General features: G+C 52.9%; 31 protein-coding genes and 3 pseudogenes. 9 read left to right on the top strand and 25 right to left on the bottom strand.

Annotated features, from left to right (window positions below; genetic code table 11):
- The first annotated feature begins 137 nt into the window (after positions 1 to 137).
- Positions 138 to 452: a hypothetical protein gene (locus U6037_RS11845; RefSeq protein ID WP_322846877.1), complete on the top strand. Its 315-nt coding sequence runs from the start codon at positions 138 to 140 to the stop codon at positions 450 to 452.
- A gap of 31 nt (positions 453 to 483) precedes the next feature.
- Positions 484 to 792, top strand: coding sequence for a YecR family lipoprotein (gene yecR / locus U6037_RS11840; protein ID WP_007918065.1), 309 nt, complete (start codon positions 484 to 486; stop codon positions 790 to 792).
- A 102-nt stretch (positions 793 to 894) separates the two neighbouring features.
- On the opposite strand, the gene U6037_RS11835 is transcribed toward yecR, so the two are convergent.
- On the bottom strand, positions 895 to 2517 hold the full coding sequence (locus U6037_RS11835) for a hybrid sensor histidine kinase/response regulator (RefSeq protein WP_322846876.1): 1623 nt from the start codon (positions 2515 to 2517) through the stop codon (positions 895 to 897).
- A 115-nt stretch (positions 2518 to 2632) separates the two neighbouring features.
- On the opposite strand from U6037_RS11835, the gene U6037_RS11830 reads away from it, so the two are divergent.
- Positions 2633 to 3238, top strand: coding sequence for a response regulator transcription factor (locus U6037_RS11830; RefSeq protein WP_322846875.1), 606 nt, complete (start codon positions 2633 to 2635; stop codon positions 3236 to 3238).
- Between the two features lie 87 nt (positions 3239 to 3325).
- Here the strand turns inward: U6037_RS11830 and U6037_RS11825 are convergent, their stop codons facing one another.
- Complete coding sequence (locus tag U6037_RS11825) at positions 3326 to 4324, bottom strand: bile acid:sodium symporter family protein (protein ID WP_322846874.1); 999 nt, start codon at positions 4322 to 4324, stop codon at positions 3326 to 3328.
- 84 nt (positions 4325 to 4408) lie between these two features.
- On the opposite strand from U6037_RS11825, the gene U6037_RS11820 reads away from it, so the two are divergent.
- A complete protein-coding gene (locus U6037_RS11820; RefSeq protein WP_322846873.1) occupies positions 4409 to 5197 on the top strand; it encodes a helix-turn-helix transcriptional regulator in 789 nt (262 codons plus the stop codon).
- On the opposite strand, the gene U6037_RS11815 is transcribed toward U6037_RS11820, so the two are convergent.
- A complete protein-coding gene (locus tag U6037_RS11815) occupies positions 5198 to 6142 on the bottom strand; it encodes a Dyp-type peroxidase (RefSeq protein ID WP_322846872.1) in 945 nt (314 codons plus the stop codon).
- 164 nt (positions 6143 to 6306) lie between these two features.
- Here U6037_RS11815 and U6037_RS11810 point away from each other — a divergent pair, with 164 nt between their 5' ends.
- Positions 6307 to 7281 (top strand): TerC family protein, encoded by a 975-nt coding sequence (locus U6037_RS11810; protein ID WP_322846871.1) that lies wholly within the window; start codon positions 6307 to 6309, stop codon positions 7279 to 7281.
- 116 nt (positions 7282 to 7397) lie between these two features.
- Here the strand turns inward: U6037_RS11810 and U6037_RS11805 are convergent, their stop codons facing one another.
- Both U6037_RS11805 and U6037_RS11800 read right to left on the bottom strand, forming a co-directional pair.
- Positions 7398 to 8498, bottom strand: a complete 1101-nt coding sequence (locus tag U6037_RS11805; protein WP_322846870.1) for a polyamine ABC transporter substrate-binding protein — start codon at positions 8496 to 8498, stop codon at positions 7398 to 7400.
- Positions 8499 to 8747: 249 nt separating this feature from the next.
- Positions 8748 to 10154 carry a purine-cytosine permease family protein gene (locus U6037_RS11800; RefSeq protein WP_322846869.1) on the bottom strand — a complete coding sequence of 469 codons (1407 nt, stop codon included), beginning with the start codon at positions 10152 to 10154 and terminating at the stop codon, positions 8748 to 8750.
- 324 nt (positions 10155 to 10478) lie between these two features.
- On the opposite strand from U6037_RS11800, the gene U6037_RS11795 reads away from it, so the two are divergent.
- Both U6037_RS11795 and U6037_RS11790 read left to right on the top strand, forming a co-directional pair.
- Positions 10479 to 10964 (top strand): flavin reductase family protein, encoded by a 486-nt coding sequence (locus U6037_RS11795; protein ID WP_016987069.1) that lies wholly within the window; start codon positions 10479 to 10481, stop codon positions 10962 to 10964.
- 152 nt (positions 10965 to 11116) lie between these two features.
- On the top strand, positions 11117 to 12160 hold the full coding sequence (locus U6037_RS11790) for an LLM class flavin-dependent oxidoreductase (protein ID WP_322846868.1): 1044 nt from the start codon (positions 11117 to 11119) through the stop codon (positions 12158 to 12160).
- 61 nt (positions 12161 to 12221) lie between these two features.
- On the opposite strand, the gene U6037_RS11785 is transcribed toward U6037_RS11790, so the two are convergent.
- The 4 genes from U6037_RS11785 to U6037_RS11770 form a co-directional block, all read right to left on the bottom strand.
- Positions 12222 to 12584 carry a hypothetical protein gene (locus U6037_RS11785; RefSeq protein WP_322846867.1) on the bottom strand — a complete coding sequence of 121 codons (363 nt, stop codon included), beginning with the start codon at positions 12582 to 12584 and terminating at the stop codon, positions 12222 to 12224.
- A gap of 99 nt (positions 12585 to 12683) precedes the next feature.
- On the bottom strand, positions 12684 to 13097 hold the full coding sequence (locus tag U6037_RS11780; RefSeq protein WP_322846866.1) for a hypothetical protein: 414 nt from the start codon (positions 13095 to 13097) through the stop codon (positions 12684 to 12686).
- Positions 13098 to 13204: 107 nt separating this feature from the next.
- Complete coding sequence (locus U6037_RS11775; protein ID WP_150751901.1) at positions 13205 to 13606, bottom strand: hypothetical protein; 402 nt, start codon at positions 13604 to 13606, stop codon at positions 13205 to 13207.
- Positions 13607 to 13798: 192 nt separating this feature from the next.
- Complete coding sequence (locus U6037_RS11770) at positions 13799 to 14035, bottom strand: hypothetical protein (protein WP_322846865.1); 237 nt, start codon at positions 14033 to 14035, stop codon at positions 13799 to 13801.
- Positions 14036 to 14218: 183 nt separating this feature from the next.
- Between U6037_RS11770 and U6037_RS11765 the strand changes: the two are divergent.
- A pseudogene (locus tag U6037_RS11765) lies at positions 14219 to 14773 on the top strand (IS4 family transposase); the annotation flags it as partial.
- A 324-nt stretch (positions 14774 to 15097) separates the two neighbouring features.
- Here the strand turns inward: U6037_RS11765 and U6037_RS11760 are convergent.
- The 7 genes from U6037_RS11760 to U6037_RS29435 all read right to left on the bottom strand — a co-directional run bounded on the left by U6037_RS11760 (position 15098) and on the right by U6037_RS29435 (position 19418).
- Positions 15098 to 15406, bottom strand: coding sequence for a hypothetical protein (locus tag U6037_RS11760; protein WP_322846864.1), 309 nt, complete (start codon positions 15404 to 15406; stop codon positions 15098 to 15100).
- Positions 15407 to 15564: 158 nt separating this feature from the next.
- The gene (locus tag U6037_RS11755) at positions 15565 to 16257 is read right to left on the bottom strand and encodes a transposase (protein ID WP_150751896.1); all 693 of its coding nucleotides are present in this window, start codon (positions 16255 to 16257) and stop codon (positions 15565 to 15567) included.
- A gap of 740 nt (positions 16258 to 16997) precedes the next feature.
- The gene (gene cdiI, locus U6037_RS11750; protein WP_258709672.1) at positions 16998 to 17360 is read right to left on the bottom strand and encodes a ribonuclease toxin immunity protein CdiI; all 363 of its coding nucleotides are present in this window, start codon (positions 17358 to 17360) and stop codon (positions 16998 to 17000) included.
- A gap of 13 nt (positions 17361 to 17373) precedes the next feature.
- Positions 17374 to 17859, bottom strand: coding sequence for a CdiA family toxin C-terminal domain-containing protein (locus tag U6037_RS11745; protein WP_322846855.1), 486 nt, complete (start codon positions 17857 to 17859; stop codon positions 17374 to 17376).
- Positions 17823 to 18542, bottom strand: a complete 720-nt coding sequence (locus U6037_RS11740) for a Hint domain-containing protein (protein ID WP_322846863.1) — start codon at positions 18540 to 18542, stop codon at positions 17823 to 17825. The genes U6037_RS11745 and U6037_RS11740 overlap by 37 nt, the downstream gene beginning before the upstream one ends.
- A gap of 304 nt (positions 18543 to 18846) precedes the next feature.
- Positions 18847 to 19146 (bottom strand): hypothetical protein, encoded by a 300-nt coding sequence (locus tag U6037_RS11735; protein WP_322846862.1) that lies wholly within the window; start codon positions 19144 to 19146, stop codon positions 18847 to 18849.
- 137 nt (positions 19147 to 19283) lie between these two features.
- The gene (locus tag U6037_RS29435; RefSeq protein WP_416221720.1) at positions 19284 to 19418 is read right to left on the bottom strand and encodes a deaminase domain-containing protein; all 135 of its coding nucleotides are present in this window, start codon (positions 19416 to 19418) and stop codon (positions 19284 to 19286) included.
- Positions 19419 to 19497: 79 nt separating this feature from the next.
- Here U6037_RS29435 and U6037_RS11730 point away from each other — a divergent pair.
- Positions 19498 to 19979 (top strand): annotated as a pseudogene (locus tag U6037_RS11730) (transposase); the annotation flags it as partial.
- Positions 19980 to 20027: 48 nt separating this feature from the next.
- On the opposite strand, the gene U6037_RS11725 reads toward U6037_RS11730, so the two are convergent.
- The 9 genes and pseudogenes from U6037_RS11725 to cdiI (U6037_RS11685) form a co-directional block, all read right to left on the bottom strand.
- The gene (locus U6037_RS11725) at positions 20028 to 20384 is read right to left on the bottom strand and encodes a hypothetical protein (protein WP_322846861.1); all 357 of its coding nucleotides are present in this window, start codon (positions 20382 to 20384) and stop codon (positions 20028 to 20030) included.
- A gap of 344 nt (positions 20385 to 20728) precedes the next feature.
- Positions 20729 to 21052 (bottom strand): hypothetical protein, encoded by a 324-nt coding sequence (locus U6037_RS11720; protein WP_322846860.1) that lies wholly within the window; start codon positions 21050 to 21052, stop codon positions 20729 to 20731.
- Positions 21049 to 22101, bottom strand: coding sequence for a Hint domain-containing protein (locus tag U6037_RS11715; RefSeq protein WP_322846859.1), 1053 nt, complete (start codon positions 22099 to 22101; stop codon positions 21049 to 21051). The genes U6037_RS11720 and U6037_RS11715 overlap by 4 nt, the downstream gene beginning before the upstream one ends.
- A gap of 97 nt (positions 22102 to 22198) precedes the next feature.
- The gene (locus U6037_RS11710) at positions 22199 to 22891 is read right to left on the bottom strand and encodes a transposase (RefSeq protein WP_150751896.1); all 693 of its coding nucleotides are present in this window, start codon (positions 22889 to 22891) and stop codon (positions 22199 to 22201) included.
- 453 nt (positions 22892 to 23344) lie between these two features.
- A complete protein-coding gene (locus U6037_RS11705; RefSeq protein WP_322846858.1) occupies positions 23345 to 23746 on the bottom strand; it encodes a hypothetical protein in 402 nt (133 codons plus the stop codon).
- A 7-nt stretch (positions 23747 to 23753) separates the two neighbouring features.
- Positions 23754 to 24938, bottom strand: coding sequence for a hypothetical protein (locus U6037_RS11700; RefSeq protein ID WP_322846857.1), 1185 nt, complete (start codon positions 24936 to 24938; stop codon positions 23754 to 23756).
- A gap of 202 nt (positions 24939 to 25140) precedes the next feature.
- Positions 25141 to 25332 (bottom strand): hypothetical protein, encoded by a 192-nt coding sequence (locus U6037_RS11695; RefSeq protein ID WP_322846856.1) that lies wholly within the window; start codon positions 25330 to 25332, stop codon positions 25141 to 25143.
- A gap of 1 nt (position 25333) precedes the next feature.
- Positions 25334 to 25435, bottom strand: a pseudogene (locus U6037_RS11690) (toxin C-terminal domain-containing protein); the annotation flags it as partial.
- Between the two features lie 129 nt (positions 25436 to 25564).
- Positions 25565 to 25927: a ribonuclease toxin immunity protein CdiI gene (cdiI, locus tag U6037_RS11685; RefSeq protein ID WP_258709672.1), complete on the bottom strand. Its 363-nt coding sequence runs from the start codon at positions 25925 to 25927 to the stop codon at positions 25565 to 25567.
- Positions 25928 to 25929: the final 2 nt, after the last annotated feature.

Below are 25929 nucleotides of genomic sequence, written 5' to 3'. Positions count from 1 at the left end.
GCACATTTGTGCTAATCGACCGCCCTGCCACCCGGCGTTATATTCCCCCGCACCCCCGATGTTCCCCAACGTTGCCTGTTCGCAGCGTGCGGGATCGTTGTGCCTGGAAATCAGAACAACACCAAGGAAGACACACCATGAAACTCCATACAAACCTCTGCAAGATCGCCTTGGTCGGCGCCGTGCTGCTCGGCGTGGCCGGCTGTCAGACCGTCAAGCCCACTGAAGCGAGCATGAAAGAACGCGCGCAAACGGTGATTGGTAAACCGGTGTCGAAAATAGACAACATCCGCAACGACAGCACCCTCACTTACTACACCGCCTACACCCCGGCCGGGGAATACAACTGTGAGTTGCCCAGCGGCGTAATCATCGCCGTGGCGAGCATGGGCATGATGTCTCCGCCGCTGTCATGCCTGCCGAAAGGCGCCTCGCCGATTCCACTGCAGTAACTTCCCCGCCCGGTAAAGGACACGTTTGCCCATGAAAACCCTGATCGCAACACTCACCCTCAGCGCCCTGTTCCTGACTGGCTGCGCCACGCCGAAACAGTGGGAAGCCACCGGCGGCAGCAAAAACGATGGCGTCGTCCAGGTCTCCTATGAACTGGGCCAATTCGAAAGCGGCCAGACCAGCGCCGAACAAGGCCTGACCGTCGCCGCGCAACGCTGCAAGACCTGGGGCTACAAAAACGCCGAGGTCACCGGCTCCGAGAAAAACATCTGCCGCACCATGGGCCAGTACAACTGCCTGCAGACCACCATCACCCAGGATTACCTGTGCAAGCGCTGAACACGCACTAACCCTGTAGGAGCTGTCGAGTGCAACGAGGCTGCGATCTTTTGATTTTGATCCTGAAAATGAAGATCAAAAGATCGCAGCGTGCCGCAGCTCCTACGGGGGTTGGGTTTGCGGTTGGTGATCGCGCAAGTCTCGCAAAGTTGCGCGCAGTTCGGCCGGGCGTACCGGTTTGGACAGGATGGCGATGTCGCGGTCGTGCAGGGCTGCCTGGATTTTCTCGACGTCATGCCCGGTGATGATCATCGCCGGTACCGCCCAACCGCGCTGCCGGCGCACATCATCGATACATTCGACGCCGGTGGCATGGCTGCCGAGGTCATAATCGGCGACGATGATGTCGCAGTCGGTGACCAGGTCCTGAGCCGTCAACTCGGCCTGAACCACACAGCCCCAACGCTCCAGCAACGCTGAAGTCGCCAGCAGCACATTGCGGTCATCTTCCACCAGGCACACCTTCAGCCCGGTCAGCAAACCGACTTGGCGCGCCTCATTCCGATTGACCGTTACCTGCGGTGGCGCGGTGATCGGCAAGCCGTACAAAGTCACCGCCGTTCCCCGCCCGAGCCGCGAGCGCAGAGCAACGTCGACACCGATCAATTCACCCAACCGCTTGACGATCGACAGCCCCAGCCCAACGCCTTCGACATCCTTGTCGCGCACTTGCCGCACCCGATAAAACTCATCGAACACCTTGCCCAGATGCTCATCGGCGATACCGTTGCCTTGGTCATAAATCACAACGGCCAGCCCTGCCCCGCGCCGGCGCACGCCAATCAATACGGGCCGGTGCGCACCGTATTTGAAGCAGTTGGACAGCACGTTCTGCACCATAGTCGCCAGCAACGCCGGATCGGTCTGAACCCAGTAGGAACAAGGACGCAAACGCAGCTCCACGCCTGCCCAACGCGCCGCCTCGGCGTTCTGACGGATCAGCTCCGCCAGCCATTCGCCGAGATTCACGCTTTGCAGTTTGGGCAACACGCGCCCGTTGTCGAGGGTGTACAGGTCGAGAATCGAGCGGAACAATTGCGACACGTTGAGCAACGAACGGTCGATGTTGTCGACCAACCGCCGCTCGTCTTCACCCAAGTGCGACTCACGCAGGCACGCGGTAAACAGACCAATCGAATGAATCGGCTGGCGCAAATCATGACTGGCCTGAGCGAGAAATCGCGACTTTTCCAGATTCGCCGCCACCGCCTCTTCGGAGGCCTTGCGCGTACGTTCCAGCAACAAGTGCGCATAAAACGGAATCACCGTGCTGGTAAGCATCAGCATCAACACCATGAACGGTTGCGCCTGCCACACTGGCGTCAGCCGATAAACACACAGCAACGCCACTAACGCCAGCGCCGTGGCGATCGCCAGATAGCGCGAGCCATAACGCATGCCATTGCCGAGGTTGACCCAGATAATCACCGCATACAGCGGCAACGCCGCCTCACCACCGATCACCAGCCCGAAGCAGGTGCCGGTGTAATCGTGAACCATGGCGAAAATCCGTCGCGCCGGATAATGCCCCGGCCAGCGCGCAATCGCCTGACGCAAGCCGATCGAGGCCAGCAAAAACACAATGATGTAGGTGATCACCGGCAGATAGGTATCGAAGCGCTGGCCCGGCAAAAAGCCCAGTATGAGCATGTAAACCACGGCAATACTGGCGATGATGATGCGCAGATTGGCTTGGTCGAGTTCGGTGTTTTTCTCGAACTTCATGGTTAAACGTCCTTGTGCGGCAATCGTCAGTTTCCGAATCAGCCTACAGGCAACCTTCGCGCCCGGTGCTAAGGTGCAAGCCTTGAGTAACGCCTGACCCAGGGAGGGTCATGCCATGAACTGCCGAATTATCATAGCCGACGATCACCCGATGTTTCGCGAAGCGATGCTGCGCACGGTGCAGCGGTTGCTGCCCGAAGCCGTTATCGAAGAAGCCGGCGATCTCGACGCGGTGCTGGCCCTGCTGCCTTTGGGTGACGAACCAGACACCTTGATTCTCGACCTGCGTTTCCCCGGACTCACCTGTGTCAGCCAGCTCGGCGAACTGCGTCGGCGCCTGCCGCGCACCACGCTGATTGTGGTGTCGATGGTTGATGATGAGTCGCTGATCAACGAAGTCATGGCCGCCGGGATCGACGGTTTCATCGGCAAGAACATCGCCCCGGATGAAATCGGCCAGGCGATTCTGGCGATTCGCCAAGGTGAAGTGCTGGTGAAGTTCGCACCATCGGGCCTGCTGCCGCTGGAAACCGGCGCTGCCCTCACACCTCGTCAGCAGGATGTGTTGCGCTTGATCGCTCAAGGCAAGACCAACAAGGAAATCGCCCGCGAACTGGATATTTCACCGTTCACGGTGCGGATTCATGTGTCCTCACTGTTGCGCACGCTGAACGTGCCTTCGCGGGCGGCTGCCGCCGTGAAATACACGGGGACTCTGTAAGAGCCGCCGAAGGCTGCGATCTTTTGCCTTTGTTTTTCAAAGACAAGATCAAAAGATCGCAGCCTTCGGCAGCTCCTACATGGGGAGTTAAGGGTCGACTTGCGCCATCAGCTCCGGCACCGATTCCGGCCGTTTCGCATAACGCTGAGCGAGCACCGCACAGACCATCAACTGGATCTGATGAAACAGCATCAGCGGTAGAATCAACACGCCAATCGTGCTACCGGCAAACAACACCTGCGCCATCGGCACACCGGTGGCCAGGCTCTTTTTCGAACCGCAGAACAGAATGGTGATGCGGTCTTCCTGGCTGAAGCCGAAGGCCTTGCCCAGCAGCGTCGACGCCAGCAGCACCAGCGCCAGCAGAATGCAGCAGACCACCACCAGCCCCAGCAGATCAATCACCGGAATCTGATGCCAGATGCCTTCGTTGACCGCCTCGCTGAACGCGCCGTAGACCACCAACAGAATCGAACCCTGATCAACGAACTTCAGCCAGTTCTTGTTGCGCCCCACCCACGCGCCGATCCAGCGACGGGCGATCTGCCCGGCAATGAATGGCAGGAGCAATTGCACGCTGATTTTCAGGATCGCCTCCAGCGTCGAACCGCCATCACCGTGGACGTTGAGCAGCAGCGTTACCAACAACGGCGTGAGGAAAATCCCGAACAGGCTCGATGCCGCCGCGCTGCAGATCGCCGCCGGAATATTACCGCGCGCCAAGGAGGTGAACGCGATTGCCGACTGCACCGTGGCCGGCAGTGCACACAGGTAAAGCATGCCCATGTACAGCTTGTCGCCGATCAGCGGTGACAGCAGCGGTTTCAACGCCAGGCCCAGTAACGGGAAAAGCACAAACGTCAAACCGAACACCAGCAGATGCAGGCGCCAGTGACCGGCGCCGGCGATGATCGATTCGCGGGAAAGCTTGGCGCCGTGCAGGAAAAACAGCAGCGCGATGGCGATGTTGGTCAGCCAGCCGAAGCCAACGGCGACCTCGCCGCTGGCCGGCAGGAAGCTGGCCAGCAGCACGACGCCGATCAGCGTCAGTGTGAAGTTATCGGGCAAAAAACGTGGGCGAGTCATGGTCGGTTCATCCGGGGGTTGCCAGTGCGTGCCGACGACTCTAACGTGACTGCCAATTACCGACTAACGCCGAAGAGCCACAAGATGCCGCGTAAAGGACATGACAAAAGCGTTCGCCGCAGCATTCCCGGGCTGCCCAGCCTGCCGCGTCCACTCTACGGCCGTACCGAATCGCTGCCCAATCGCGCCCTGACCCGGCGCCACAGCCACCCGTGGGTGCAGTTGTCCTACGCGATTCAGGGTGTGCTGGAAATCCAGACCAGCGTCGGCCGCTTCGTCGCCCCGCCGGAGCGCGCCGTGTGGATCCCGGCGGGCGTGCCGCATCGGGTATTCAGCTCGCCGCACACGGAAATGCGCAGCCTCTACATCGATTGCAGCGTTGCCGGATGGGCAATCGAGCGCTGTCATGTGCTCGGCGTCAGCGATCTGCTCAGGGAACTGATCCGCGCGTTCAGTCAGGTTCCCGTGGAATACGACCAGAGCGGCCCGCACGGACGTCTCGCCCAAGTGATCCTCGATCAACTGGCCGAAGCGCCGCAGATCGACCTGATGTTGCCGCTGCCGCAAGACGCGCGCTTAAAGCAGATCTACCAGAGCCTGGAACACCATCCGGAACAGCAAACCACGCTGAGCCACTGGAGCGAGAAGTTCGGCGTCACCGAAAAGACCCTTACGCGCCTTTTTCTGCGCGACACCGGCCTGACCTTCCGCGCCTGGCGTCAGCGCTTGCGCCTGCTCGGCGCGCTGACACCGCTGGAAAAAGGTGAACGCGTCACCGACGTCGCGTTGGCCTGTGGGTACGACTCGACGTCGGCGTTCATTGCGGCGTTTCGCCAACAGTTCGGCGAAACACCGGGGGAGTTTTTTCGTTGATCAGCGATCCGCCAGTTCTTCCAGCAAATCTGCTGACGGCACGAAATACAGGCTGCCCGTGACCGCAGTACTGAAATCCAGCAACTTGTCGTAGTTACCCGGCGGCTTGCCGACAAACATGTTTTCCAGCATCTGCTCCATCGGCTCCGGCGAGCGCGCGTAACCGATAAAGAACGTGCCGAACTCCCCTGCCCCGGGCCGGCCGAACGGCATGTTGTCACGCAGGATCTTCACCTCCTGGCCTGCAGCGTTGGTGATGGTGGTCAGCGCACTGTGCGAGTTGCTCGGTTTGACCGCGTCATCCAGTTCTATGTCGGAGAGTTTCGTGCGACCAATCACGCGTTCCTGCGCTTCAACGCTCAAGCCGTTCCAGGCGCTCATGTTGTGCAGGTACTTCTGCACGAGCACGTAACTGCCACCGCTGAAATCCGGATCTTCGTCACCGACGATGGTGAAATTCACCGCTTTGCGCCCGACCGGGTTTTCCGTGCCGTCGACAAATCCGATGATGCTGCGCATGTCGAAATAGCGGAAACCCTGAACCTCGTCGACCACGGTCACGGCATCGCCCAGCGCGGCCATGATTTGCGTGGCCAGTTCGAAACACAGGTCCATTTGATCGGCGCGAATGTGCAGCAGAAGATCGCCCGGGGTTGCCGGAGCGTGCCGCCCTTCCCCGCCAAACTCGCGAAAACCGTGCAGCGACGCTGGCCGAGGATGGCCGAACAGGCGATCCCAAGCATTCGAAGAAAAGCCGCAGATGCACGTCAGGTTGCCGGTCGGTACACGCTTGCCCACCGAACGCACCAGCCCGGCGACATCGCCGCACCAGTCTTTGACGGTTTGCGCAGCATCAGCCCCGGCATTCAGCGTCGCGACGATGAAAATCGCGCTGCTGGTGATCGGGCTGCACACCGCTTGAGGTTCGAGAATGTCGGTATTCATCGCTGGAAATGTTGCTCCGTAAAGACTGCCCGAGCTGTTAACGAGGGCAGATACTTCGTTTTTAACGAACTGTTGCGCAGAAATAAACGATTTTTCTTTGCCGCAAACCCGTCGTTAGCATGGCCTCGTCTGACCCCAATCCAATAATAGACAGGGAGCGTGACATGCCAGCCACAAACATCAATATCGGCGAACCGTGGATGTGGGGCGCCTTCATCGTCTTCGTGCTTGCGATGCTGGCATTGGACCTGTTTGTCTTCGGTGGGCGCAAGGCGCATCGGGTGTCAGTGCGCGAAGCCTTGTCCTGGGTCATCGCCTGGTGCTTGCTTGCACTGAGCTTCGCGGCCCTGCTCTGGTGGTATTTGCACGGCGCGTTCGGCGCGGAAATCGCCCGGGAGAAAACCCTCGAATTCCTCACCGGTTATTTGATCGAGCAATCGCTGTCGATCGACAACATGTTCGTCTTCGTGATGATCTTCAGCTACTTCGCCGTACCGCCGGAGCTTCAGCGGCGCGTGCTGCTGTACGGCGTGCTCGGGGCGATCGTGATGCGCGCGGTGATGATTTTTGCCGGGGTGTGGCTGGTGTCGCAGTTCGAATGGCTGCTGTATGCGTTCGGTGTGTTTTTGATCTTCACCGGGATCAAGATGCTGGTGTTCGCCGAGCAGCAACCGGATCTGGACAAGAACCCGCTGTTGCGTTGGGTGCGCAGTCATATGCGCATCACCAGCAGCTTTCATGGTGAACGCTTTTTCGTCCTGCAGAACGGCGTGCGCTGGGCCACGCCGATGTTTCTGGTGTTGGTGCTGATCGAGGCCAGTGACTTGATGTTCGCGGTCGACAGCATCCCGGCGATCTTCGCCGTGACCACTGACCCGTTCATTGTATTCACTTCGAATATCTTCGCGATCATGGGATTACGTGCGCTGTATTTCCTGCTGGCGGACATGGCGGACCGCTTTCACTTGCTCAAGTATGGGCTGGCGATTGTGCTGGTGTTTATCGGCGGCAAGATGGTGTTGATGCCGTGGCTGCACATGCCGGTGGAATGGTCGCTGGCGGTGGTGGGTGGGGTGATCCTCGGGTCGGTTTTGCTGAGCCTGGTGGTCACCCGAGAAAGCGAACGCAGCACTGAATGACACACCATAAAACCCTGTAGGAGTGAGCCTGCTCGCGATAGCGGTCTGTCAAACGACGCGATGTTGACTGATCTGGCGCTATCGCGAGCAGGCTCACTCCTACAGGGGGAGCGGTGTTATTTGTCAGACTTGATGCTGGTCCACACCCGTGTACGCACACGCTCAAGTTTCTGCGGCAACGGCTGCACAACGTAGAGGTTTTTCAGCGCCTCAGGTGTCGGCGTCAGGTTCGGGTTGTCGGTGATTTCCTTGTTGATCAGCGGCATCGAATCCTTGTTCGCATTCGGGTAACCGAGAAAGTCACTGATCGGCGCGATCACTTTCGGGTCGAGCAGGTTGTTGAGGAACTCATGCGCCTCGGCGACGTTCTTCGCGCTCTTCGGAATGGCGAAGGTGTCGAACCAGATCGGCGCGCCCTCCTTCGGCAAGCGCCAGTCGACCACTACGCCGTTTTTCGCCTCTTTGGCGCGGTTGCCGAACTGATAGAAGCTGCCGGAGTAACCGATGGCCACGCAGATGTCGCCGTTGGCGATGTCGGTCATGTACTTGGCCGAGTTGAAGTAGGTCACGTACGGACGAACCTTGAGCATCAGCTCCTTGGCTTTTTCATAGTCGGCGGGGTTCTGGCTGTTCGGGTCGAGGCCCAGATAATGCAGAGCCAGCGGCAGGATTTCCGTCGGCGAATCGAGCATCGCCACGCCGCAGGATTTGAGCTTTTCCATGTTCTCCGGTTTGAACACCAGATCCCAGCTGTCCACCGGCGCGTTGTCGCCCAGTGCCGCTTTGACTTTGGCCGGGTTGAAGCCGATCAGCACGGTGCCGACCATGTAAGGCACACCGTACTGGTTGCCCGGATCGTTCTTGCCCAGCAGTTTCAGCAGTTCCGGATCCTGGTGGCTCCAGTTCGGCAGTTTCGATTTATCCAGTTTCTGAAACACACCAGCCTTGATCTGCGTTTCAAGGAACTGGTTCGACGGCACGACAAGGTCGTAACCGGAGTTGCCGGTCAGCAGTTTGGCTTCAAGGGATTCGTTGGTATCGAAGGTGTCCCAGGTCACTTTGATGCCGCTTTTTGCAGCGAAATCCTTGGGCACGGACGGCAGGATGTAGTCCGCCCAGTTGTACACGCGCAGTACGCGTTGCTCAGCCTGGACAGCGCCGGCCAGCAGCGACAGCCCACACACAGTGGCACCCAGAATGCGTTTCATCGTGACCATGGTTGTTCCCCAAAAGGCAGCGTGAGTTCGATGGTTTTTATGTTCTGTACACGGCAGCGGCTGTAAAGGTAGCCAAGGGTAAAAAGGGTCGAGCGTCTTGTTGTGGTTTTGATTCTTGCTGACAGCGTAGCTGGAGCCCAGTGGGGGATGGGCCAAAAGGGGATCGATGTGGCCAATTTGATTGACCGTCGGGATGCGTAAACGAAAAAGCCCGGCACTTGGCCGGGCATTGTCGGGTAACGGATCAGCTCAATCGGTGTAACCCAGTCTCGCCGCCCTGCTCTGCTGTGTCTGGCCGCGTGTCGCCAAGCAGTAATACAGGGGAACAGTCACCACCAGGCCGACCAGCCAGGACAGATCCGCGCCGTCGACCAGATTGGCGTAAGGCCCGACGTACAGCGAAGTATTGGCAAACGGCAACTGCACGAGGATGCCGATGAAGTAAGCAATGATCGCGTGCAGATTAAAGCGCCCGTATATCCCGCCATCGGCGCGGAAGATTGAGGTGATGTCATAGCAGCCGCGCTTGATCAGGTAGAAGTCGATGAGGTTGATCGACGCCCACGGCACCAGCACCAGCAGCAGCGCCAGAATCAAACCGATGAACTCGGAAATGAAATCCGCCGATGCGCCCAGCGCAACCACGCAGCAACCCGCGAGTACCACGCTCGACAACGCTACGCGCACCTTGATGCTCGGCGTCCATTGGCTGGCGAAGGTCTGGATCGAGGTGATGATCGAGAGCACCGCGCCATACAGGTTCAACGCGTTGTGACTGATGATATTCAGCAGAAACAACACCATCAGAATCGGCCCCAGCCACCCGGTCGATTGCTTGACCGCGACCATCGCTTCGGTGCCTTCCGGGGTCGCCAGCACCGCCACGGCGCCGAAGCTGAATGACAGAATCGTCCCCAGCGTCGCGCCCAGATAAGTCGCCCAGAACGGCTTGGCAATGCCAATGTCCGCCGGCAGGTAACGCGAATAGTCAGACACATACGGTGAAAAGCTGATTTGCCAGATGATCCCCAGCGACACCGTCGCCAGCCAGCCGGACAAGTTAAAACTGCCGCGAGTGAGAAAGTCCGCCGGCAAGTCATGGGCAAAGATATAGATGAACCCGGCGAGCAACGCGCTGCCCATCACCCAGGTGCCGATGCGATTCAGCGTATGGATGAAGTTGTAGCCGATCACGCCAATCGCCGTGGCCGCCAGTGCGCCGATCAGAATACTCAACGGCGCCGGCACCGACGGCGCAATGCCGACAATGGATTTACCGGCCAGCACGATGTTGGAAATGAAGAAACCGATGTAGATGATCGCCGCGAAGAACACGATCAGCAGCGCGCCATAACGGCCGAACTGGCCGCGACTCTGGACCATTTGCGGAATGCCCATGCGCGGGCCTTGCGCCGACGCCAGCGCAATCACCACCCCGCCAATCATGTGCCCGAGCGCAATCGCCAACAGCCCCCAGAGCAGATCGAGATGGAACACCTGAACCACCATGGCGCCGGTGACGATGGGCAGTGGCGCAATGTTGGTGCTGAACCAAAGAGTGAATAGGTCGCGGGCCTTCCCGTGGCGTTCCGCGAGTGGGACGTAGTCGACCGTATGGTTCTCGATCAACGGATCTTGCCGGGACATCTGGGACATATGCATGAACTCGAGTTTGTCTGTTCTTATCTTTGTATGAAGCCAAACCGGGGGGACTCTTTGGTCGTCCCTCAGATGCAGACCATATTATGGTATTCCAAACAATTCACAAGACTGATCCGTAGTTTACGACGCCAGCTGATACGCCATCCTCGCTGAAACCGTGGCCTGCAGACCAGCCGAAAGCCCCGTAAATGCTGAGTTTCCGACGAACGCGGCACGTTTATCGGTTCAGCTTAAAAGCCCTTGCAAAGATTGAATACTGGTATACCATCAGACCAACAAACACATAAAAACAGCGTCACAACACCCGAGGACCGACCAATGATCGATGCCGCCATCTACAAACAAGTCATGGGCTCGTTCCCGTCCGGCGTAACCGTTATCACCACCCTGGACGATGACGGTCAGATCGTCGGCCTGACTGCCAGCGCCTTCAGCTCGCTGTCGATGGACCCGGCGCTGGTGCTGTTCTGCCCCAACTACAGTTCCGATTCCTATCCGGTGCTGATCAAGAACAAGCGCTTTGCCATTCACGTTCTCTCCGGCGGTCAGCAGAGCGAGGCCTACGCCTTCGCCCGCAAAGGCAAGGACAAGGCCCAAGGCATCGAGTGGACCTTGAGCGAACTGGGTAACCCGATCCTGGCCAACGCGACGGCTATCATCGAATGTGAGCTGTGGCGCGAATATGAAGGTGGCGACCACGCCATCATGGTCGGCGCGGTGAAGAACCTGATCGTCCCCGAGCAAATCGCCGGGCCGCTGGTGTATTGCCACGGCAAGATGGGCGCCCTGCCCGTCCTGGCCTGATCGTCAGCCCCGCACAATTCAACTGTAGGAGTGAGCCTGCTCGCGATAGCGATTTATCCGATGTCGATATGTTTTCTGACACACCGCCATCGCGAGCAGGCTCACTCCTACAAGTTTTGTAGCCTCAACAACAAAAGATCCGAGGAAGCGTCATGAAATTTTCCCTGTTCATCCACATGGAACGCTGGGACGAAAGCGTCAGCCACCGCCAACTGTTCGAAGACCTCACCGAACTGACCCTGATGGCCGAGACCGGCGGTTTCAGCACCGTATGGATCGGCGAACACCACGCCATGGAATACACCATTTCGCCGAGCCCGATGCCATTGCTCGCCTACCTCGCCGCCAAAACCACCACCATCCACCTCGGCGCCGGCACCATCATCGCGCCGTTCTGGCATCCGCTGCGGGTTGCCGGTGAATGCGCGTTGCTCGACGTGATCAGCAACGGCCGCATGGAAGTCGGCCTGGCCCGTGGCGCCTATCAGGTTGAATTCGATCGCATGGCCGGCGGTATGCCTGCCTCATCCGGCGGTCAGGCACTGCGGGAAATGGTCCCGGTGGTCCGCGCCCTGTGGCAAGGCGACTACGCCCACGACGGCGACATCTGGAAATTCCCCACCTCGACCAGCGTACCGAAGCCGATCCAGCAGCCGAACCCGCCGATGTGGATCGCCGCCCGCGACCCGGATTCGCACAACTTCGCCGTGGCCAACGGCTGCAACGTGATGGTCACGCCGCTGATGAAGGGCGACGAAGAAGTCCTCGACCTGAAGAACAAGTTCCAGACTGCGCTGGACAACAACCCCGACGTGCCACGCCCGCAACTGATGGTGCTGCGTCACACCCACGTGCACACCGCTGACAACCCGGATGGCTGGAAAGTCGGCGCGAAAGCCATCTCACGTTTCTATCGCACCTTCGATGCGTGGTTCGGCAACAAGCAAACCCCGGTCAACGGCTTCCTCGCGCCAAGCCCGGAAGAGAAATTTGCCGGGCGTCCGGAGTTTGAGCTGGAGAGTTTGCACAAGACGGCGATGATCGGGACGCCGGAAGAGATCATTCCGCGGATCAAGTACTACCAGGAACTGGGGGTGGACGAGTTCAGTTTCTGGTGTGACAACAGCTTGCCGCATGAGGAGAAGAAGAAGTCGTTGGAGCTGTTTATCAAGCATGTGGTGCCGGCGTTTCGGTAACCGCTTACTGGCTCGGCCCGGTAAATGAAAACGCCCCGGCAGAGTTCGGGGCGTTTTAGTGTTACGCGGGTTCATCGTCCCAGAAATTTCCTGCGGGTGCGTATTGTCCATCCCGGAAAACAGCGCACCAACCAAAGCTTCGGTAGAACATTTCAAGATCAATGATTTGATAAAGGCCTTCGCTAATTTTACTTAACGTAATCAGACTATTGGCATAGTGAGTGTATTGACCACCCGCCCCGGCGACCGCCCGTCGTTCCAGTTCCTCACGACTCCAGCCCGATACGATCCCGGATGACTCAGGGACCGTATCCGAGAAGGAAATTTCGAACTGCGTTGAAACCTTGCAAAGGCAGGGAATCCGTTGCTGTCTGAGCAAATTATCGGAAATGAGGTTGTCAGGGAAATGAATGTGTAATTTCAAATGGCTCAGGCTCCGATGAGGCTACGTTGACCTGGAAAACGGTGAAAAACGGGGTCAGCCGACGTTTCTAAATATTCGCTAAACATGGTCTACCCGCATTTATTTCATACCACTGTACGGATCAGCGATATTATCACCCAGCTCAGTAATTGCCTCTTTGATCTCGATAGCTACTTCTGAGGACAGCTCACTGATATTTTGGCTTGATATAAAGTCAAACAGTCCAACCAACCCAAGGTTTGCCGCAACGACGATCGATCCCTCAGCAAATTCGAAATCAAACCCATCCCACTCACTGATCAAGACTTTTTCAATTTGAGTCTTTAGTGGCTCGCACAACGGTTCATAGGTGTGCCACTGACGATCACTGAGCTCTAACAAAGCCACTAAAAAATCATGCTTTGACTTTCCAGATAAAGACTTCTCCATCAGCAGTTCATGTAGCTCCTTTGCCACATCTTCTACAGGCATCGAGTCAGGAAGCGATTGATAATAAAAAAAAGTCTTCGTCATTTATAATCCACATGCAATAAAGGGTAGCGGGGACACGGCGCGCTTTCGGAATATTCTCTAAAAGTGTTCTACCCCACTTATCCTCCGCTTCCAATCCGACACTTTCCTTATGGCGCTCCTAAGAGGTTTTTATATTTTGCATAAACCGCGCTTCGCGAAAGAATAGCATCGTCCACGTCATTTAATATACAGGAGCACGCCGTCGCAAAGCTCAAAAAAACCTCCACATACATCAACTTGGCGTGCTCAGTATGATCCAGATCAACCTCAATCATTACCTGCGGAGTGTCTCCTAAAACATCCTGCCACTCCTGCAGATCTTCGGCATCATAAAACTCTTCAAGAATATCTCTTGAATGCAAGGACAACCAGATGCTTGAATCGCCCTGACCAAAGGTGCCCCGATGAGGCATGCCGGAACTCACGAACCCACCCTGTGCCAGGATGATTTCCTTAAAATCGTCTGTGGTCAACTTTTCTGATGAAATGATTATCGCTGATAATGACATAATTATGATCCCCCGCCCCCATTCCTACCTGTTCCATGTAACCTTCAATCAGACTTATGTGGCTGGCTTAAAATCATCAATCATCTTATTCCGCTAATCAGCAGAGACGCAACAAACCGGGATAAAACTCCATTAGTACGGGGAGTCCCCCAGGGCTTGTACCCATTTATCCCATTTTCCTTCTATCCATTCTCAAGAAGCCCACTGGGTCTTATCAGGATACTCGCCTTTTACGAAGAGCCGAGCGAGCTTCACACCCGCTCTTTCCGACCATTTTCCGCTTACATCCAACGGGCATTCCTTTATGACGCTTATAGTTTCCTTTATTTTATCTAGCCTTATCAGACCTACATCGCCGCCCCGGCCAAACGTATATTCCACATACTCTTCAGTCTCTAAAACCTTGTCCATCTCTATATAAATAGCCACGTACACCTCTCAATTTAGCGACCTGAATAACGAATCTGCCCCCATTTATCTCCTGTCTAAATGTGGTCTGTCCCTGAGGGATCCCCGATTTTTCTTACAGAAAATCAAGAAGTTGGAATATTGAAGAGACCTGCATGAGTCGGCAACTTGGTTTGCACCACACAAATACAAGAAACCGAACCCATGCAGGCCATCCGATTTTTACACAGAGCGCTCGCTCAAGCACTGCCCTCTATCCATTCTCGCCGCCTGACATCAGTAATGAGTTGTGTCAGTTCGTTACTGCATGGACGTCGCCTGACGCTGACCGCTCTTGGTCGCTTCATGACGGGGCACGCTTACCCCAAGCATTCAATCAAGCGCGTGGATCGGTTGCTGGGAAATCAACACTTGAGATCAGAGCGTCCATTGTTCTATTGGGTAATGCTTCGGGCATTGCTGGGTTCGTTGAAGCATCCTTTGATCCTGGTCGACTGGTCTCGAATTGACGCTTCAGGCACAGCCTTTTTGCTAAGAGCATCGATCCCTCTGGCGGGGCGCTCATTTCCTGTTTATGAAAGCGTTCATGAGCACGAGAGCTGTCCCAAGTATCAAAACCGCCTACTCAAAACGCTGGCCGAATTGCTACCAGATGACTGCGTCCCGATTCTGGTCACCGATGCGGGTTTTCGGCGACCGTGGATGAAGGCTGTCGCCGCGCAGGGCTGGTATTACGTCGCGCGGATAAGGAGGAAAAACGGGGACAGACCACGTTTTCGGAGTTCTGTCTAAACGTGGTCTGTCCCCATTTACATCACGCGGCATCGGTGAATCCTTTCAATTGGTCGAACTGAAAGCTTAGCGGGCCGCACAGCACAAATGACGGCAAATTTTTACGTATTATTGCAGTCAACTACATTAAACGTGATCTCTCCCCCTTTACCCCCAAGCTCGACCCAAGCGAAAGGCATTTCAAAGAAGCGCATAAAATAGTCCTCTCTGGGGTAAAAAGGGGACAGACCCCGTTTTCAGAGCGCTTTCTAAATGTGGTCTGTCCCCATTTATCTGTCCCCATTTATCTGCTTAATTTTTTATTCGCCCTAAGAACTCAACCATTGCTAGTGGGTCTCGCTCCACGAGATCTTCAATCAAATCTTGCGCTGCCCAATGCAGAATCATGTCCCCCCCATCCGCATCCTTGCAAAGAATAAGATCATTCGACAAAGAAGAATCAATAATATTGACCTCTTTTTCACTGAGTACCATCAGTCCACCGTAGCCATCATAGGGAATTACCCAGTAAAAGCGCTCGTTCTCTATCCAGTAAATTCCAAACACCTGCACAGGCTTTTCCCGCCCATTTTCTCGAACAATCATATCAGCATCACTCAATAGTTCTTCCAGGCTGCAGCGCAGGCGGCAGCTGCTGCGGGGTGGTAATTTTCATATCATATGCTTTACCGGTAACGGAGTTATACTGGTAGTGAACGGTTATATTTTCTCCGCAGGAAAAAATGGGGACAAAAAAATGGGGACAGACCACGTTTTCACTAGATGGTCGATTTTTTTGGCCGCCCCGGGCTCCCTCGCTGCACGCGACGACCGATCATTGCCTCGACATCAACAGCAAACTTTGAACCGCCAAAAACATTATTTCCATTGGTCGCGTCACGAATCTGGTCAACCAATTCTGATTCTAAATCATTTTTGAACAGTTCGCGGTAAGCATCTGCCGGCTGCCCGCCCTGCCCTCCAAGCGCCAAATACTGAGCATGAGGAGTAACAGTGTGTGATCGCTCTGATTGTGCGTTAACACGGTAACTTGACCAGCGATATTCTGCCGGGTGATTTACCATTTTCGCTCTGACGGGATTCATTTCGATGTATCGATAACAGCACAACAAATATCGTTCACTCTCAACAAGGCATGAACGAAACCGGCCTTCCCACAAACTTCCGCTGCGACTATACGTACGATTTATATATTGGACGTATCGCTGCCCGACACCTTTCATCAGCAGGCTTGCGCTGTTGGCATTATGAGGACTGACTAACAAATGAACGTGATTGGTCATTAAGCACCAAGCATGAATATCACAATCATTTTTAGAAGCCTGCTCGACCAAAAGCTCCAAATAAAAAAGGTAATCTTCCTCGGTAAAAAAACAGACAGATCTATTGTTTCCTCGCTGAATCAAGTGCAATGGTACGCCTGGTATCAAAACTCGGGGTCTACGCGGCATCGATGAATCCTTTCAATTGGTCGAACTGAAAGCTTAGCGGGCCGCACAGCACAAATGACGGCAAATTTTTACCTATTGTTGCAGTCAATTACGTTAAACGTGGTCTGCCCCCTTTTACCCCAACTCAATACTAATTGCATGTAAGCAATTGTGAGCAATAAGCAATTCATTCAACTCTGGAAGACTAATCACTGTTGACCCTCGTCTCTTTCCCATTGGAGCCATAGCCTGGACCATATTCATAGGGGTAAAAAGGTAAAAAGGGGACAGACCACGTTTTCAGAGTGCTTTCTAAACGTGGTCTGTCCCCATTTATTCGCGAGGAAAAGCTTAAAATCAATAATGACCAACTGCCCTTCCAACTCAATAACGTCGCCAGCACCCATGACTATTTTCCTATAACAATTGCATTAACACCGCCTGACATTGCACCATCCAGCAGTCCTTGCATGACACCTCTAGGGCCGGCTAATGAATCCCGCGCCATATAATAATTCACGCCTCCAACAGACTTGACACCGTCAACTATAAGAAAGTGTCTTTGTTGCCCCGCGGGAACTTGCACGATAACACTCAAGCCATCTTTCAGAGGGTAAAAAGGGGCCAGACCACGTTTTCAGAGTGCTTTCTAAACGTGGTCTGTCCCCATTTACTCCTTTCTAAACGTGGTCTGTCCCCATTTACTCGTCGTTTTTTGATCAAATAGCCCCGGCAGGGCCTAGGCAATTTGTTATGCAAAACTAGAAAGAGAGCTTATCCAAAAGTTCTTTTATTTTCGCGGTATCTTCAGGGTGGCGTTTAAGATATTTCTCACAAGCTAATCGAATGTATTCTGAGCAAGTAGCTTCACTCACGACAACTGTGCATTCATCGATAGGCGGATAGCCATAAGCAAATTCAACTCCCTCAAAGTGTTCCTCATCAAACAGACTATTTTCATCAGGGAAGTTACAGTATGCCCCATCCGTACTGAACCCCCACCTCTTAACGATATAGCCAACCGCCTCAATGAAGTAGCCATCATTATACATTCTGTCAAAATACCCTTTAACGGCCCAGTAGGGATCTGACTCGCCATATGGCTGACCGAACAATTCTTTCATAAGCACCTCACCTTTACTTTGGGTGGAAGTTTGTCACCGTTCCTGTGGTTTTATCTAAATACACCCTAAAGGTGACATGCCCTGCAACAGAGTCATATTGACTCAACCCTTTAGATAACGCTTCCTTATAGCCACTGGCTGCGGCCTGCTGCCCTAGATCAAGTATTTTCTGATCGGCAAATATTTTCGGGTCATAAACAGTTTTCGGGAAGACCTTGTCTTTGAAACCAACAATATTCCCGGCCCGATCATATGCAGGCATTTGATATCTGACAGTAGTAACTCCAGCGACGGAAGTTGGTGTTTCGCTGAGTATCTTCAACCCATTTGTAGCCGCCGCCTGATTGAAAGCATCCAAGTTATGGGTGCCGCTAATCCCGTTCTTCTGCGTAAAGCCATCAAAACTGCTGAGGTGGCTCTTGATATTGGGATTAAAACTCAACCCCTCAGGGAAATCAGCACTTACTTTTGCACCACCCGCAAAATAATCCGGAGGCAAATCACAAGGCCCAGTGTTGTGTACCCAGGTCTTGAGCTCGCCAACGTAGAACGTATGCCCACATCGACCGTCAGATTGTATGTTTTGCCCTCGGGCAGGTACAGCTCTAGCGATTCGACTTCGGACGAGGTGTTTTCGGTGTCGCCATCAGCCAGTGACTGCAGCAGATCATCCGGTTCCAGATCTTTGACAGGAATGAAATCACGTTTGGCGGGTACATAGAAGGGGTGGCTCGGCGTAACCAGCAGGGTTTCGCCTTCCGCTGCGCCAGCGCCACGAACACTTTTGAGCTTGAGGCGGTAGATCGGCTGATCCGAGCGCTGATGCGTTGCCAGAATGGCTGCAGCGAACGGCTTGCCCCCTTTCTCAGGCTTGCTCCAGACAACATCTCCCACCTTGAGCGACTCAATAACGCGGTCGCCTTGCGGTGTAGAAACTTTCGTACCCGCAGCAAAGCAGCAAGGCCCCTTCGTTACTGGAGTTCCCGTTATGCCTTTTGCACTAACCCACTTCCCACCAAACGATTCAACGGCTCTGCCCCCAATATAGGCGGTGATAAGCCCGGTGGCCGCATCGAAAGCAATACCGCCCAACTCTTGGGCGGACGCGGTCGCTACTTTATCAAACTGTTTTTCCAGCGTGTGCGACGGGATCGGACTGGTAATCCAGTCTTTGAACCCCACCGCTAACCCACCTACGCCCCCAGCGATTGCACCAATCGTGTCTAAAGGTGATGACACTGCCTTCCAGATCGATTCCGCTGTCTGAGAAAACGGGGACATGGAAAACGGGGACAGACCACGTTTTCAGAGTGCTTTCTAAACGTGGTCTGTCCCCATTTTTCCCTTACGCTATGTTTTTCTGAATAGAGAATATATTTTCTGACATCATCAAAACTGGTGCGAGCCCCATCCCAACTAACAAATCGCTCAAAAACGACCCCATCGTCCATTTCTAAAACGGTAACAACCTTATTTATTAATGCTGTCATTTGAGTGACCTTACCGAGTCAAAATGCACCTCATACAGCTCTGGATTAGTTCGGGGAGTCTTATCAATAAAATCAACCTGATGACCACCTCCCGGCAACCGAATCCCATTTTTTGCATCCCACATATCACCCACGTCCCCCTCACGAAGCCCCACACCGGGTTTAATGGTAATTTTAACCTGATACAGTTCTCCGCTTTTAAATAAAAAGGGGACAGACCACGTTTTTGGAGTGCCTTCTAAACGTGGTCTGTCCCCATTTATCCCCACCCCCACCCGCATAGCCATCATAGACATCCGATACAATCTGTTCTAACTTCCAAACACTCTTATCCTGAGCCTTGGCCATTGGGCCATGGTCTCTGCATCCATCCCAGAAGTTACCTAGGACCCAGCTTTTTATATCCTGATACGAAACCCGATACTGTTCTACTTTATTGACCCACCTTAAGAGGACGAATGACAACTCCCTTATTATCTAATACATCGACTCTAATATTTGAATATCTACTCTTGAACTGTCCAACCACACCAAGACAGCTACTACATGCAGGGCGCTCTGTAAATATGGTAACGACACCACTGGCACTGTAAAGTAAAAAGGGGACAGACCACGTTTTCGGAATGTTTTATAAACGTGGTCTGTCCCCATTTATCTCCCCTAAAACAGCCCTGGAATCGCTGTACAAGGGTCGATGGCATGTTGAACTGGATCTGCGCAATCTCAAAGCTACGCTGGGACTAGGCAAGTTAAGCTGCAAAACCCCAGGCATGGCAGTAAAGGAGTTATGGGTCTATCTGTTAGCTCACAATCTGATCCGAATGCTGATGGCACAATCGGCTCTGTTAGCTGACTGTTTACCTCGCGAACTGAGCTTCAAACACAGCCTTCAGCTATGGCTGGCGCTGACGAGGATGGCCTGTCGAATTTATTGATGCTGCTTGCTCAGAGGCGCGTCGGAAATCGGCCTGGTCGTATCGAGCCGCGAGCCATAAAACGAAGACCTCAAGCCTACCCCTTGCTGACCAAACCACGTCCGTCAGCAAGGTCAGATGTCAGAAAAAACGGGCACCCAAAACATGTTAAGAGTGCCATTCGGGACAGACCACGTTTTCAGAGCGCTTTCTAAACGTGGTCTGTCCCCATTTATCCTCCTTCCCAAGTTCTTTTGCACCGCCTAAGCAACCGAGAACGATGAAAAATAAAACGATAATTTTCTATCTTCAAGATCATTCAATTGATAACGCATCCTGTCAAAGCCAGAATCTAGCTTATTAACCTTCATATGCATCAGCTGAGTTAATCCGCCGCCAAAATCACGGGACGTAACCTGGCTAACATCAATGAATTTGATACGCACGACATCAGCCCCGATCTTCTCTGAGGCCGAAATCGATAGCGACAAATCATAAGCCATCCCATCCACATCCAACTCAATACTAATTGCATGTAAGCAATTGTGAGCAATAAGCAATTCATTCAACTCTGGAAGACTAATCACTGTTGATCCTCGTCTCTTTACCATTGGAGCCATAGCCTGGACCATATTCATAGGTATGCGAATAAGAAAGGGGACAGACCATGTTTTCAGAGTGCTTTCTAAACGTGGTCTGTCCCCATTTATCCCTCGCCTTCTTGCAAACTCACTCCAGGGCGAAGATAGCCACGAGGTTCACTTGTACTGACCAGAACAGAGCGAACACCATTCGCATCCTCTACTACTGCAACCCCCATAGTTATTCGGCCTTGAGAGTTCGCAGGTATTTGTGACTGAATTTCACTTACACGATTTTGGACAAGGTTTGATGGGTTGTCATAGGCAAGACCTCGCTCTAAGGATGTACCTGCGCCTTTTGCACCGACTAGCCTTGGTATTCTTTAAAAAACCTCATGCCTCAGCAACTTAAAGCCACCACCTTGGCTAATCACTTTTTCTATATCAGCTGAACGATTTGTAGCGTTTACATAGAGCAAGACTTTATAGCTAGCGTAGTTCTGCTCTGCTGGATCGCCGTCCAAAGGATCAATATTCAATTTTAAAACAAAATTCTCTGAATCACTCCTACCCCACATATAGTAAATACCACCTTGATAAGAGCTATCTCTTTCCTCAAAAATCTCTCCCAGCGCTCTTTCCACATCACTTCTCGCCGACAGAAGACATGATTTTTCCGCACCATAGAGATCATACACAATAGTCATTTCGGTAACACCGCACTCGGAGCACGACTTGCGGCTGTTGCCGCAGAGTCATAGATCATAAAATTAACTTCGCGTCCTGCTTGGGCGCTCATCTTACTCGACAAATCTTTCAGGCCAAGGGCTTGCAAGTCTCTTGCACTCAACGGCCCCGTACGAGTTCCGCCACTCCTCAAACCTATTCCTAAGGATTGAGCGCGTTGCAAAAGTTCTGGACTTGCCAGCGCAACATCGAAGTCACTCACCCTGCCAACGTCAAATGCCTCCCCAGTTTTAAAACTTTTACCTGTTACGGCACTTCCTTGAAGAATTGGCTCTACATTTTCATAGCCAGCACGTGCCAAACCATCTCGCGTATTTGTGCCAAAGCGAACGAAATCATCCGCACTTGAAAAACCTTTTGGGATTACAGCCCCTTTTGCACCACCCGCAAAATAATCCGGAGGCAAATCACAAGGCCCGGTGTTGTGTACCCAAGTCTTGAGTTCGCCAACGTAGAACGTATGCCCCACATCGACCGTCAGATTGTATGTTTTGCCCTCGGGCAGGTACAGCTCAAGCGATTCGACTTCGGACGAGGTGTTTTCGGTGTCGCCATCAGCCAGTGACTGCAGCAGATCACCCGGTTCCAGATCTTTGACAGGAATGAAATCACGTTTGGCGGGTACATAGAAGGGGTGGCTCGGCGTAACCAGCAGGGTTTCGCCTTCCGCTGCGCCAGCGCCACGAACACTTTTGAGCTTGAGGCGGTAGATCGGCTGATCCGAGCGCTGATGCGTTGCCAGAATGGCTGCAGCGAACGGCTTGCCCCCTTTCTCAGGCTTGCTCCAGACAACATCTCCCACCTTGAGCGACTCAATAACGCGGTCGCCTTGCGGTGTAGAAACTTTCGTACCCGCAGCAAAGCAGCAAGGCCCCTTCGTTACTGGGGTTCCCGCGGTGCCTTTTGCACCACCATTCAATCCACCGCCCAGTACCAGCCCTAGTCCGACACCCGTAGCCGTTGCCACAGCTGCGTTAGCCCTGACAACGTCAATTCCGTTGCCTTGCATAGTGTGCAAGACATCCAGATACCCCTTGAGCCGAACTTCCTCCGGCCAATTTATGACCGGGAAAAAATGGAAAAAATGGGGACAGACCACGTTTTCACTAGATGGTCGATTTTTTTGGCCGCCCCGGGCTCCCTCGCTGCACGCGACGACCGATCATTGCCTCGACATCAACAGCAAACTTTGAACCGCCAAAAACATTATTTCCATTGGTCGCGTCACGAATCTGGTCAACCAATTCTGATTCTAAGTCATTTTTGAACAGTTCGCGGTAAGCATCTGCCGGCTGCCCGCCCTGCCCTCCAAGCGCCAAATACTGAGCATGAGGAGTAACAGTGTGTGATCGCTCTGATTGTGCGTTAACACGGTAACTTGACCAGCGATATTCTGCCGGATGATTTACCATTTTCGCTCTGACGGGATTCATTTCGATGTATCGATAACAGCACAACAAATATCGTTCACTCTCAACAAGGCATGAACGAAACCGGCCTTCCCACAAACTTCCGCTGCGACTATACGTACGATTTATATATTGGACGTATCGCTGCCCGACACCTTTCATCAGCAGGCTTGCGCTGTTGGCATTATGAGGACTGACTAACAAATGAACGTGATTAGTCATTAAGCACCAAGCATGAATATCACAATCATTTTTAGAAGCCTGCTCGACCAATAGCTCCAAATAAAAAAGGTAATCTTCCTCGGTAAAAAAACAGACAGATCTATTGTTTCCTCGCTGAATCAAGTGCAATGGTACGCCTGGTATCAAAACTCGGGGTCTACGCGGCATCGATGAATCCTTTCAATTGGTCGAACTGAAAGCTTAGCGGGCCGCACAGCACAAATGACGGCAAATTTTTACCTATTGTTGCAGTCAATTACGTTAAACGTGGTCTGTCCCCCTTTACCCACTCGCCATACCCTGGCAACCACTCGTATGGATTTACTATTAATCTTGGCTTGCTAATTATCATGGACGCACCGACTTCAGTTGTTCTGCATCGGTTGACGGCAAACCATTTCTTTTAATTGATCTGCTGCCAAATAAGGTAAAAAGGGGACAAACCACGCTTTCAGAGTGCTTTCTAAACGTGGTCTGTCCCCATTTATTCCGACGCGGCTCAAACTCTCGAAAAACTTTGGTGAGACTTGAGCGCGCCTTGCGAGCCGAGGTACATCAACAGGCGCAGGTGCTGGAGTAGTTTGTGGGGATCCCTCAGGGTCTGTCCCCATTCATCTTTTCTTATTCCTTCACATGAAGCTTCGTAACAAACTCAACAATCATCTGACGATCAGATTCATTTTTAGCAAACCGCTCAAGAACAGGAACCAGATAATAGCAAAGCAGTTCAATTCTTGATGACTCTGTAGGTAGATGCTCTAAAATGCAGGCAACTAAAACCTGCAGCGGCATTATAGAAGCGAAGACTTCATATCCTCTCCCCCCAGAAAATGGCAACTTACAAAAATAATATCTTGCCAACCGCTTTTGGTCAGAACGTTTCCAGGTGCGATGGGGTATGAGTAACAGTGCCTCCCCCCACTCCATAGCGTCAACTGGGTAAGTTGAAATCATCCAGTCGGTAGCCAACTCAGAACTCATCTTCCCAAGCTGCACACACAGCGCCTTTAATCTCTTGTCCATAACGCTATTACCTAGGGTTGAAAAGCTCTTCAGGCAAACCCGCATTTCCACTCAAAAAAGCTGGTGGCTTATAGTGGCCCGAGCTATTAGACCATTGACTTATCTTCCCTCTTTCAGGGCCATCATTATTTCCAAAGCGAATAGATCCTGCATACTTCACCTCTCCACCTCCACTTAGTCCAAGGTGTGTAGAAAAATCCTCATTAATATTCGATCGGCTAACCCTTACCTTACCATCCGGCATCGTCACAAAATCGTACGAGCCTGACGGTGTTATTTTTCCTCCACCTGGGGTTTGTAGCCAGTATCGACCCGATGAATCTTGAACGAGATTTCTCACTGGGCGCTGAGCAATTGCGGGATCATTTGGAAAAACATTTACCAGAGTGCCGCGTTTCGTCAGGTTCGGGACAGCCAGTTCTTTCGCAAGTGTACTACCCGGCTTAGGATTCACCACTGGGAGATCAACAATACCCGAACCCTTCGGCAACCGAACATCCGGAATCCCCGCCCCAGCGATCGCCAGTGCGCCGACCACGATGTTTCCAGCTGCGTTCCAAAGGTCACCATTAAGCGCCTGTCGCGCTCCAGCGCCTACCTGTAGAACGCCGTCGGCCGCGGCCGCCAAACGAATGCTGGTACCCAGTGGGCCGGTCAATCCGTAAAGTGCCGGGCCTCCAATATTCGATAGGCCCTGCTGTTCGTTGTTGATCCGCAGATAGCCCTGCGCATCCCTGTAAATCAGTTCGTTTTCAGTTTTGGGCCTGATCCAGGCAAGTTGATCAAACCAGCCATCCAATTGCGCCCGCATCGCATCAGCGGCAGCATTTTTTGCTTCCGTAGTACCTGCATACAAATAGATACCCGAGGTAGCTGGACCTTCTTTAAGCAGTTTGAGAACGAGGCCTTCGACAGATTCCTTGGTAACGTTCGGCTGGTTCAACATATCTGCGGTATACACCTGCAGATAAGCATTCAGCTCAGCACGCTCCGCGTATGTCATCGAACCGTAGTCCGTCTGATATTTCTCTAGCAGAATGTCACTACGTTGATCCGCACCTTCTAGCTCCACCAATTGCCTGGCGGGTTCTATTCCATGGGTCTTTTGGAACTCTTCGCGGATAAAAAGGGGACAGACCACATTTTCGGAATATTTTCTAAACGTGGTCTGCCCCCATTTATCTCGACCCAAGCGAAAGGCATTTCAAAGAAGCGCATAAAATAGTCCTCTCTGGGGAGAGAAATGTTAATTTTTAATCTCAAAAGGAGCGAAAACACTGTTGTACTCTAGACAAAACCATACAATCAGTCAGCCGACTCAACCGGTCATTCAAAGACCAATGAACAGCTTATTTTTTCTCCCAGAAGGACTAGGCAAATAAATCTGCCCCCCTTTACTGCTCGAAATTTACTAATACGCAGGTATCACCAGACTTCACAACCAAGCTAATCGGCTTTTTGGTTACACCATCATCAGTTGATATTTCAACCAACAAATTTTGATTTTCGAAAGATTGCAACTCAGCGACAAGTTGCTTAATGGTTTTCCCCCGACCAACCCAGTCGGGAGTTTTTTTATCGTTCATATCAATCTCCAATGCGATTTAAGTTTGCATCGTAGGTTCCTGATCGTGTCTCTTTACGACCAAGAGCCTTAACTGAATTTGCCATCTTCCAAGCATCACCATTGGGTAAAAAGGGGTAAAAAGGGGACAAACCACGCTTTCAGAGTGCTTTCTAAACGTGGTCTGTCCCCATTTATTCGTCGCTTTTTGATCAAATAGCCCCGGCAGGGCCTAGGCTATTTGTTATGCAAAACTAGAAAGAGAGCTTATCCAAAAGTTCTTTTATTTTCGCGGTATCTTCAGGGTGGCGTTTAAGATATTTCTCACAAGCTAATCGAATGTATTCTGAGCAAGTAGCTTCACTCACGACAACTGTGCATTCATCGATAGGCGGATAGCCGTAAGCAAATTCAACTCCCTCAAAGTGTTCCTCATCAAACAGACTATTTTCATCAGGGAAGTTACAGTATGCCCCATCCGTACTGAACCCCCACCTCTTAACGATATAGCCAACCGCCTCAATGAAGTAGCCATCATTATACATTCTGTCAAAATACCCTTTAACGGCCCAGTAGGGATCTGACTCGCCATATGGCTGACCGAACAATTCTTTCATAA

Source organism: Pseudomonas sp. B33.4 (genome assembly GCF_034555375.1).
Taxonomy (GTDB): Bacteria; Pseudomonadota; Gammaproteobacteria; order Pseudomonadales; family Pseudomonadaceae; genus Aquipseudomonas.
This window is presented reverse-complemented; position numbering and strand designations above follow the sequence as displayed.